Genomic DNA, 12382 nt, shown 5'->3' with positions numbered 1-12382 from the left:
TTTTCATAATTGTTCCAATTTTTATTTAAAAATTATAACACAAAGAAATAAAATCCCTTAATTTTTCATTGAAAGAATATTTTCAATATCAATCTTTTTTAGTTTGGTCTTCAAATAAATAATTCTACACAAAATAAAATGTTTTTTTACACAAACTTTAAAGTAAAATTTAAACATCCCTTGTGTGTAATTATGTATGTACATAAAGATTAGAAATAGGGAGATTTGGGAAAGATTATGAAAAAGAACAAAAAAATTGATAAACATCAAGTTCCGAAAATTGCTTCAATTGGAATTATATCAACAGCTGTTATTGCTATTGGAGTTGGTACAAAATTAGGAATTGATCACTCACATGATTATGTAAGTACTTTAAATAACACGACAAATTTATCAACTGCTAAAAACTATATTTATGAATTTGACTCAGCTGCTATTAATGATGATGGTTCATTACCAACAAATACGTTTTTTACCATTTTTGAATTAATTCATGCTAACTATGATTTAAAAGTTGCAGTTCAAAAAGCCTTAGAGCGTTCATTAACAATTAGTGTTAGTGAAAATAACACACAAATACAAAAAAATTTAAATCAAACTGATTGACAAGTTAAACAAGAACCAATTGGTGCTGATGGTGCTGTTTATATTGAAAATAAAAACACTAATGAAACAATTAAAATTGTTGATAAGGCTGGATATTATAAAAATCCTTTAAGTATTGGTGATGCTTTAATGGATCTTTTACCAAATGGTCAAAAACAAATTACAAGCGTTATTGATTATGGTAAATATTTAAATCTACTAAAAGAAAATGCTTTTGTCAAAATTAACGATAATACATTTCAGAAAATTAAAGCGTTTATTACATCTTCATCACCTACATTATTAACTAATATTGCTGTTGCTAAAATTATTCTAAATCCCAACGATAAAATTAATAGTAAGATCCAATTAGTTGTAGTAGGAACAAATGCTAATAATCAACATGTTGTATATACGATTACAGGCAACCCAAATCCACAAAATACTGAAGATCCAAATCCTGGAATGCCTGTTGTTTATGGTTTTGATGATGTTAAAAATGAACTACCAAGTTTTGATGAAGTAGTTAATGAAAATTTTGATTACAAACAAGCCATTATTAAAAAATTAAAATCATTTAATGGTAATTCACAACATGATTTTGTTTTTAATGGAAAATTAAATCGCCAATTGGTTTTAGATAATGCTGAAAAAAACATTGCCATTTTAAAAGATAATTCTATTGGCATTAGTGATACACATCACTTAATTTATATAACAAAAGGAAATGAAGGTTATTCATACGAACGTTTAGATCGTGGTATTAACCAAGTAGATTCAAAATATCCTTTTAAATATAATTTATTAGAATTTGTTAATTTAATTAATGTTTTAACTAATAATAATGAATCCGGTGCTAAAAATGCGATTATTTTAACATCAGTTTTAAATAATAGCTTATTTTCTAAATATATAGTTGATAAGGGTTTTAATAATAACTTATCAAAAATTTACTATGAACCAGAACATAATCGTATTATTATTCGTGATGATACAAATGGTGCACGAAAAGCAGTTATGCTTGTTAATTTACCTAATGTTTTAAAAGTATCAAATGTTATTAATAACCAATCAAAAAACATTAACAACAAACCTTTATTAGATATTCAACAAATTTTACAATCATTCATATCACAAGTACATGACTTTAAAAAACACGATGTACAAATGTTAGAGATTTTCAAACATGCTTTATTAGAAAATTTAAAGTTAGCAAGTGGTGGTAAAATCGGATCTATTAGTGTTGAAGGAATTCCAAGTATTGATAATAGTGTAGAACAAAATCAAAACTTATTACCACAAGATTCAAAATATAAATATTTAAAGATTAACTATACAAAAGATAATCAAACAAAATCTTATTATATTCTTTATGCTAACACTTATGAAAGCGTTAATGGAAATGGTCTAATTTTTAAAGACAAACTAAACTATGTTAAAAATGAAAATAAAGTTGTTGCAACATATTTAACAATTTCAAATATTGGTTTAGTTGATTTAAATAATTATTTAGATCAAAAATATCCAAATCCTTTATTTTCAAAAAATGATTCAAAAATTATTCGTTATACAATAAATCATCAACAACAAAAAACAACTTTTTTTGTCATTATTAATACAAATCATGAAAATGATTTAACAAAATTTTTAATTATTTATAATCTTCCTCATGTTTTAAGTACGACAGAGACATTTAATAATTATGATAATGTAGCTTCATTAGATAAATTAGTAGATCAAATGCTTGTTAATCAAGACAATAAATCAGATAAAGAATTATTCATTAAAATTCTAAATGATAATGTTAAACGATCTTCAAGTGATGTTACAAAAATTGTAGTCGATGGAAATGAATACACTTTAAGTACAAAAGACAATAATGGCGTAAAATTTGATTTTAATTTAGAACAAAGCAATAAATTAATTAATTTAATACGTAATCAAGACCAAAAAATTATTGAACAAATTAAAGTTGATACAAACGATATTACTAATCCTAATGGTTTAATTCCCACAATTAAAAAAGTGCGTTGAAACAAAAGTGATCGTGATTCATTCTCATTTTATAAACGTTATGAACAATTAGTTAATGACCCAACACATCAAGGACGTAAAGTTTTAACAAACGAATTATTGAATGATCAATTAATTAAAGAAAATGTAGGTAATATTAAATCAGGAACGATCGAATATAAATATGATCAAGATTTTATCATTATTCGTGATTATACAACTCAACAAGCTGTTATTTTTACTAATGTGCCAAAAATTACAACAGTTGTTGAAATGTTCTGATCTTTAAAAAATATTAATTTTAATAATACAAAAAATAATTTAACAGATGTAGTAATGCAAACTTATGGCACAACTCCATCTAAACCAAATGATTTTAATAATCAAGCGTTTATTGAGAGCATCATTAATGCTCAACAATCAGGTAATTTAATACTAGGGAATTACACGATTGCTAAAGATCAAAAAAAATATGTAATTAAAGCTTTATCAGCGCCAAAATTAGATCAAGGACCAAATAATACAACACGTCGTTATAAGACTTTTGTTTATGAAATTGTTGATCAAGCTAATCCAGAAAACAAAATTAAAATTTATGATGAATCAAATTATTTAGATTCTAAAAAAGCTTATGAATTATATGGTTCTAATGTTTCATTTAATCAATGAAAAGCTTTATATGAAGCTTTAAATAATAAAAATAGTTATGAACAAGGATTAGATTTAGCGCAAGTTCAAACAATTGCTCCAAATTTTGTTCAACCTTTAACTAATTCAATTGAACAAGGTGGTTTTGGTTTCTTTTTAAATGTTCCAACAGGAATTAGCAATCCGCAATGAAAAAAAGTTAAAGTCTTCTTATGTGAAAAAAATAATCAAAAACAATTAGTAATTGCTGGTTGACGAAATCCTGAAGTAAATGCTTTTGATATTAATAATAATCCTGGCGAATTTAGTATTTTAAATTTATACAATCTTCCTAATATTATTAATGAAAATGATGAAAAACTAAAATTTACATTACCAACAAAAACTGAAATTATTGCTAGTGATGGTAATTATGAAAAAGCATTAGATTTAAAACTAAAAGCTATAGTTAAAGATGGTGCTTATGATTTACCTTATTTATACAATACAAATCAAGATAATAGTCTTTCATTAAATCCTAATAATTTAAAATTTGAAATTGATGAGCAAAATCGTAATTATATTAAACTATATCGTGGCACAAAAACATCATTTGGTTCGTTAATAATTTTTGCAAATCAACAAATTCCAAACGTTATTGGAACAAGTTATTCAAGCAGTAATGATTATTATTTAACTTGAGAGTATTGAACAAAATTAAATAATGCAAATGTTGATAATACTATAAAAACAAAATTATTAAAACAATTGATTGATACTCAAAACCAAAACGATTTAAAATTTAAAGCATTTAATTTCCAACTAAGTTCAAATAGTGGTGTAGAATTCATTAAAGACGAAGGCAAAATTATTGTTTATGAAAATATTAATGATAAACAAAATTCAAAAATTGCTTTAATTTATAACATTCCAAAAGTAATATCAAATCATGATATTTTTGAAACAAAACCTAATTCATTATTAACAGAAATTAATGTTTTACAATCTCCAAATAATGGTGATTTAAATAAAGCAATTAATAATCAAATTGAAAATCATTTAGATAATTTAATTGTTGAAAATAAATTATTTGGTTTAACTTATCAACCAAATACACCAATTACTTATTCATTAGATAATCATACAATTAATTTTGCCAACCATCATATTCATATTGTTAACCTTGAAGAGTATAAAATCAATAGTGAAAACTTATTTAGTAATGTATTAGAATACAAAAAATTAATTTTAGGTGAACATAGTTTAAAAGAGTTTGAACAACGTGAAGATGTTAGTTTATACAATAATAATGTAGATATTCAAAAAATTATTAGTAAAGCTGTTGAAATTAATTTAGAAGCTAAAAAAGTCTTTAAAGTTGGTTCAAAAATTGTTTTAGAAACAATTGATAAAACTAAACCAAACACAAAAGTTTATCTTATTTTTGTAGGTGCACCAAACTTTAGTACTGATTTAAACGAACAAATAACATGATTAAATGTTTATGATGCAATTGATTTTGCTAATCAACAACCAACATTTAGTACTGTTATTCAAAATCAATTAATAAAGAAAGCAATTTTAGATGCTAAACCAACTGTAAATGGATTGATTAAATTAGGACAAATTAAATTTGATCCAAATACAATGCATTTTGATTTAACAAAAAACAATCATGAATTAATTACTAACATTCACATTAGTGATGCAAAATCATTAGATTTGTTAATTGAAAATCCCCAAAAAATAGCTATTCTTGATTCATCAAACCTTGATACTTTTATTAAATTAGATAATAAAGTAAATATTGAAAAAGTACGTACTTTAATTACAGCTATTAAAAATGCCTCTAAAACGACAATTAATAATAAAGCAATTATTGATTATAATAGCATTGATGGAATTAATTTAATAACTCCAAATAATAAAATTTTTGACAAAATTTGATATGATGAGGCAAAACAAAATATTTGATTAATTGACTCAATTAACAATAAAGGTTATGCGATTACCAATATTCCAGATTTTACTGAAATTGTTATGGACAAAGATCTTGCTAAAAACCAATTTTTAGCAACAAAATCATTAACAACAAATGATTTATCACCAAAAACTTTAATTAGTAATTATTTACAAAACATTTCATTATCAACAAAACAAATTAATGATTTCACACTAAGTGGAGAAATTAGTTTTAATAATATTGAAAATTATTATGTAATTGCTTATGCAAGTAATCCAATTAAGCGTTTAGTTTTAATTGATCAAACAAAATATCATTTAGCCACAAGCGAACAAATTAATGCTCAACATAACTTTAATGATGTAAGTGCTTTTAAAAAACTATTTGAAGAAGTTAAAAAAACTAAAGATTTAACTACTTATGCAAATTTAGCACAAAATAGCGAATTAGATACATTAATTAATAATTATCATTTAGAAAAAAACAGTGTTAAATTATTAGTTGATAGTTACGATAACAAAAATGTTTTATTATTAACTGCTAATGATAGTGCGCAAAACTATCATGTTTACTTCATCTATAATTTACCAAAAATTACTGAACCTTCAAAACTAAAAATTCCAACTGTTTATGATTTTATTAAATATAAAGGTAATGAACAAAAACGTCTTGAAGAAGCTATTAAGAATGAATTAGATGAAACACCATCAAAAACAAATCAAACAATTATGATTTATGATCGAGTTATTGATTGAAATAATGCTAATGTAATTATTGATCGTGCTAATTTAAAAATTAAAATTGAAGATAAAACTGCTCAAAAGTATTTTGATGAAAAAACTTTTAGCAATATTCCAGAATTTAAAATTGTTAATGCTAATAATGCAAGTGATGAAGAAATTTATGAATTAATTAGCGCATTTAAAAAATTAAATACTGACAGCGAAGTTGACAAATCAAAAGATAATACTTTAGTTAATAATCTTCATCCTCAAAAACAAATTAATAATGAATTTTTAAATAATAAGATTATTAAAGAAAAAATTAAAGCAGTTTACGGTGATAATAATAATCTTTTTGCAGATTTAAATCACGTAAGTGTTGAATATTATTTAGAACCATCAAAACATAGTGATAATGATCGAATTATTATTCGTGTTTTTGATGCTCAAAACCAACTAACCCACGCATTAGTTATTACTAATATTCGTCGTGTTGTTAAAAATAATGTTGAAATTACAGTTAGTGAAGATGAGTTAATCTCTGCTATTGTTGAACATAATGATCCATCACGTGCTTATTTAACAAAAACAATTAATAGTATTAATGGCCAACAAATTACTGCTAAATTAGGCGATTTTACTTATAGCAAAAATTCAACAATTAATCAAAATAATGCTAAATATTATCTAGAAGATGGTAATCATGTTTTCCAACCAATTACTATTTTAGATGCGATTGATCCAATTCCTTACGCGATTAATTTAGAAGATGAAATTGTTAATATTAAAGAATATCAAAAAGCGTTTAATCAAATTAAACAAAATAGTGGTATTTTATTAAGTAATTTAAACAATCAAGAATTAAATAGTGTTGTTAACACTTATGGTAATGGCATGAACATTACTACAACAACTGTAGAAGTTCATAATAATAACATGTTGTTTAAAGATGGTAATAAATTATTAGTAGCTACAAAATTACCAATTGTTATTGATCTAACAAACACTACTGATAATGAAACAACTAAGATTCCAAGTTTTGATGAAATTGTTAAAATAATTGCTCATAACAAATCAGTTTTAAATGCTTATGAAGCTTGTTTTAAAGATACAAACAATTACCCAGTTAATGAACAAAAAATTACAATAGTCTCAAAAGCAAATAATCAATCTTATTCATTAAATATTAATAAAATGGTAATTAAATTTAATGATGATAATTCATTAACACTTACTGATTTATCAACAAGACAAACAATTAATTTAATTGTTGATCAGAAATTAGAAAGCAATAGTATTCTAGTAGTAAATGCTTTAGGAAGTGATGTTGATCAAGTTTTTGCATTCACACAACTAATTACATCAAAAGCAACACCAATGGCAATGACTGAAGCAATGAAACAAGCTACTTTTATTGTTAACAATCCTCTAATTCCTCAATCATTTTTTAATGATTTAACACATTTAACAATTAAATATTTAGTTGATCAAAACAAAATTGTTATTGAGAATACAAACAATAAACATTCAATTATTATTTATAATGTGCCACGAACACTAAAAGCAACAGATGTATATAGTATTGATGATATTGTTAAAGCAGATGTACGTGTTCAAAACTATTTAAAAAATAAATTAAATGATGCTTCAAAATACAATCAAACAATTCAATGAGGCGATTTAACAATCGAATATGCAAAAAGTCAAGAACAAGCAGTTAAAGTTATTAATGTTGGTTTAAATAATAATAGTTTAATTTCTTCGCCTACTAATTCATCAAAACCACAAGTTAGTGTTATTGATAAAATGATTTATCATTTAGGAATTGAAAAAATAGATGCAAGTGTTGAAATTAGCAATGTTGTTGATTTTGATAAATATCAAAAAACAATTACTGATACATTTAGCACTATTAATGCTAATGATTTACCAAAAGAATTAAAGCAAAAAGTCTTTAATGCTAACTATGGTAATATTGATTTAGCAACAGCACAAATTAAAAAAATTGTTGATCAAACAAATGCTAAAAATACAAAATTAGTGGTTTATGGAACTAATTTAACAAATCGACAAACACATGTTATTGTTATTAATAGTTTCCCTACAGTTTATAACCCAGCATCAGATAATGATGTATTAGCACCAACTGTTCAACAACTAACAGCAACGCAAAACATTGATCAAGATGCTTTATATTCACCAAATGATATTATGGCTGGTGTACTAAAGGACTTATTAAAAGATACTAATAATAAAATTATGCATACTGATTTTGATGCAAATAGTGTTTCAATTGTTGTTAATCGTCCTAATGCGAATATAGCTAATCCAACAAATAAAGATTATTCATATTCAATTACAAGTGCTCAAAAAACAATTACTTTAATTCCTAATGCGATTGTCCCTGAAATTTATGGTTATGATAGTGTAAGAATTAATCATCAAGCCTTAGATACTGCTCATTTTGAAAAAACTTATAATGAACTAATTAAAAATCAACAAGTAACTAATTTAACTACATTAAAAACAGATCAATTAATTAAATCATTAATTTCAAGTACAAGCATTGATCAAAAATTACAAGCATGATTTAAAGATGATGCTATCTTATCATCTAGTCGTGTAGTTTTTGATAAAACAAATAAACGAATTCTAATCTTAAATGATGATAAACACTTCTTAGTTATTTTTGGTAATATTCTAAAAGCTGCTACCGCTGATAATGCAACTAACAACGTATTATATACAATTAGTGATGTTGTGAATGCTAATGGTAATTTAGCTAATGTTATTACTAATAAATTAAACCGTTTACAACCACAAAAAATTAGTGTTAATGGTTATGAGTATACAAAAAACTTCACACCTGCTAATTTACAAACAGATGGTGTTTATTTATTACACGATAATGCAGCAACTTCACAAGACTTATATTTCATTGATGAAACGATTTATACTCATTATGATGCTAAATCATTCGCATTTAGTAATTTAGTTGATTTCTATAATAAAACAATTCTAAAACTACAACAAGCACCAATTGGCACACAATTAGATGCTTTAAATTTAGATTGTGTTGATTTTAATAATTTAATCCAAAATTTAGAATTTGATCAAAATCAAGCCCAACAAATTGTTTTAGGAAATGATAATGAACGATTAGGTATTATTGGTATTGATTGAAAAACTAAAAAATTAAAAGTAGTTATTTTAAGTTTACCAGCAATTAAAAAAGTTGATTTTGATTTAAGTTTAGAAGATGTAACTAACGCTGATGGTCAAAGTTTAGATGAAAAGATTGCTAATGCTACAAAACAAAAAATTCTTGCTGCAAATAGCACTAATAAGCAATTAAAAATTGCAGATCAAATTATTAACTTAGATGATCCTAAAATTACTTATCAAACAAAACCTAATCCAACTGATGCAAATAAGAAAATTGTGGAATTAGTTAAAGATAATCAAGTTATTGCAACATTAGTTTTAAGAAATGATACACCAAATGTTAAAGTTATTGATTGAACTTCAATTAATGCTACACCTTTACAAACATATAATGTTTTAGAAAACATTACTAAAAATTCAGCAATTGATACAAATTATCCTCATCAAAAACAAATTAATTGAATTAATTTAGCAAATCAAACAGATGCTCAAAATAACTTATTTAGTATTGATTTTATTGCTAAAGCCTTAGCTTCAAATCAAATTAGTAATATAAGTAATGAACCAAATCGTTCAATTGAATATAACCAAAACAAAAATGAAATCATTTTACGTTCAAAAAATACAACAGCTATTTTTATAAATGTATATCAAGTTGTTAATGCTAATTTAATGTACGATAGTGCACAAGGTTATATTAAAGCTGATAGTGAATTAATTAATTCTAAAAACCCATATCAAGCATTAGTTTCATATTTTAATAATTTACAAAAAGATTTTAAAGATCAAACAAAAATGTTAAGTGATAGTTTACATCATTATAAAGTAAGCGCTAATAGTGCAATTAATGATTTATCAAACACTTATCAAGATGCTTTCACATATGAATTTAGTTCAAATGATCAAACTAAAGTTTATGTCATTGATCAAAGACAATATGAAATAACACCAATTAATGCCCAACAAAAGTTCACTCAAAATTTAAATGATTTTGTTAAATTGCGTGATGCTTTAAGTACTAGCGAGTTTAAGAACATAAGTGATTATAATAATAAAATTATTAACCAATTTGCCCAAGAACATCAATTAATTGAACCACAAATTATTAAATCTAAACATGATAATAAGTTAGTTTTTGTTTTAGTTGGTAAAAAACTTATTGAACGTCATGTTGTTAATAATAATCAAACAACAAATGTTAGTGAGTATGTTGAATGTATCTATTTAATTAATGGATTACCAATTATTCCTGATAAATCAGTGTTGGCATTATTACCAAGTGATGATGAAATTATTAGCAATGGTGGAGACCAAGCAACCTTAATTCAACAAAAAATCAATGATCCAATTCGTTTCCCACCATTTGGTCAACCACCAATGATTGATTTTGGAGGTATAAAATTACAAATAGGAATTAAAAAGGTTGATGTCTTAACCGATGGAACAATTACTATTGTTGATGCAAATGATCAACAAGTTTCAATTCCAGCTTCAAATACAACGAAGATTTATGGTGAATATGATGTTGATATTTATAGTGATCAACCAAATGATGATGCATTAGATTTTAGATTCACTAATATTTTATTAGCTAAAGAATTATATGATGCTATTGATAATCAACAACCAATTCTAGGTGTACAACGACCCTTAACTGATGTCATTAAAAATAATGTTTTATTAAAGAAAATTATTGATAACTATAATTTAAAAGTTAAAAATTTAGTAGGTAATGATTGAGATTTAAGCAAAGCTACAATTAGTTATAATCGTATTAATAACACAATTATTATTCGTGATAATTTACAAACTAACACTTCAAATCCACGAATTGTAATTATTAAAAATGCTCCACGAATTATTGATGCTTATGATTTATATAATAAAGATGAATACTACTTTAAAGCTGCTGATTTTAATAATGATATTACAGCTTTAGTAAAAAATAAAGTTAAAGAAATTATTTCAAGTAGTAATAATGTAAGTTCTTACTTTATTGGTAATCAAATTGCAAATCAATATCAAACAATTACAGGATATGATAATTTAGCTAATATTGAAGCAGGCGAGCAAGCTTATGCTAATGCCCCTAATACTTGATATATTAGTTACAATAATTCATTACTAAAACGTAATCAACAAAAATTATTTATTATAGATAAAACACAATATCTAGCTACTCAAAATCCAAGATTAACTAATTTAGTAGCATTATATGATCAACTAAAAACAATTAATGATGATTACTTTAACGCAAGTAATTTAGAATATAGCGAATTAAAGCAAATTGTTCAACAAGCAATTAATGAACAAGATTTAAGCAATGTACGTTTAAAAATTTATCACCAAGTTTTAATTGTGCAAGCTTTAAATGATCAAAAACAAGTTATTAAAGATGTTTTAATTAGCTTACCTAAATTAATTGATCAATCAAAAGCTAAATTACCTTCAAAAGAAGACATTGTTAACTTTGATAAACCAATTAATGAATTAATCTTATTAAACTTCCAAGATGAAAATAAATTTGTTAGAAATAGTTCAAATCAAATTGAAGTGGATGGTGTTTTATTTAATCCATTTGAAGTAGATATTGTTCAAAATAATGATGGCACAATTTCTATTAATCAAAAAGATAGTCAACCACCTAAAACACTAGCAACAATTATTGCGAACAATCCTTCATATCCACAACGTTTATTTATTGATAATAAAGATAAAAAATATCATTTAGAACGTGACCCAATGGCAATTTATGAATTAGTAAAAATGATTAATAAATTACCAGCAAACGTTAATAGTTTTATTAATTTAACTAAAGAAATGAAACAAAATAGTTTCTTAAAACCAAAATTAGATGCTGTTTTCGAACCAAATTGATACAATACTACAACAACAAAAATACGTTATGATATTGCTAATAATCGTTTAATTATTGATAACAATAATCATAAGGATAATAAGATTTTAGTAATCAAAAATATTGATCGTGTTTTATTAGCAACAGATAATGATTACACACTATATACACCAAATACAATTGCTTCTGGTTATACAATCAGTGTGGCACAAGATTTTAGTGAACAAAAAATTAGTGCTGATGAAATTATCACTAAAGCGATTGCTAAAAACTTATTAAAAATGAACTTTTTAAAACCAGTTCACAATTTTGTTATTAAACTAAAAAACAATCAAGTTTTAGAACAAAATGATTTAACTTATATTAACGATTTAAATCATGATGTTTTTGCAGTTAGCACACAAGCACCAAAATCACGTCGTTACTTACAATTAACAACCGCTAATAATC

At 24.5% G+C, this 12382-nt stretch carries 1 protein-coding gene (cut by a window edge); it reads left to right on the top strand.

Translation table 4 applies throughout. The features are described from left to right. Nucleotides 1-237: 237 nt before the first annotated feature. On the top strand, nt 238-12382 hold the 5' portion of the coding sequence (locus UUR8_RS03355; protein ID WP_004025824.1) for a GUMAP protein. It continues 2252 nt past the right edge of the window; the window shows 12145 of its 14397 coding nt (coding positions 1-12145); its start codon is at nt 238-240; the stop codon falls past the right edge of the window.

This window comes from Ureaplasma urealyticum serovar 8 str. ATCC 27618 (assembly GCF_000169535.1).
Taxonomy (GTDB): Bacteria; Bacillota_I; Bacilli_A; order Mycoplasmatales; family Mycoplasmoidaceae; genus Ureaplasma; species Ureaplasma urealyticum.
Note: the sequence above shows the minus strand (reverse complement) of the source record. Positions and strands in the feature narration are given on the sequence as shown.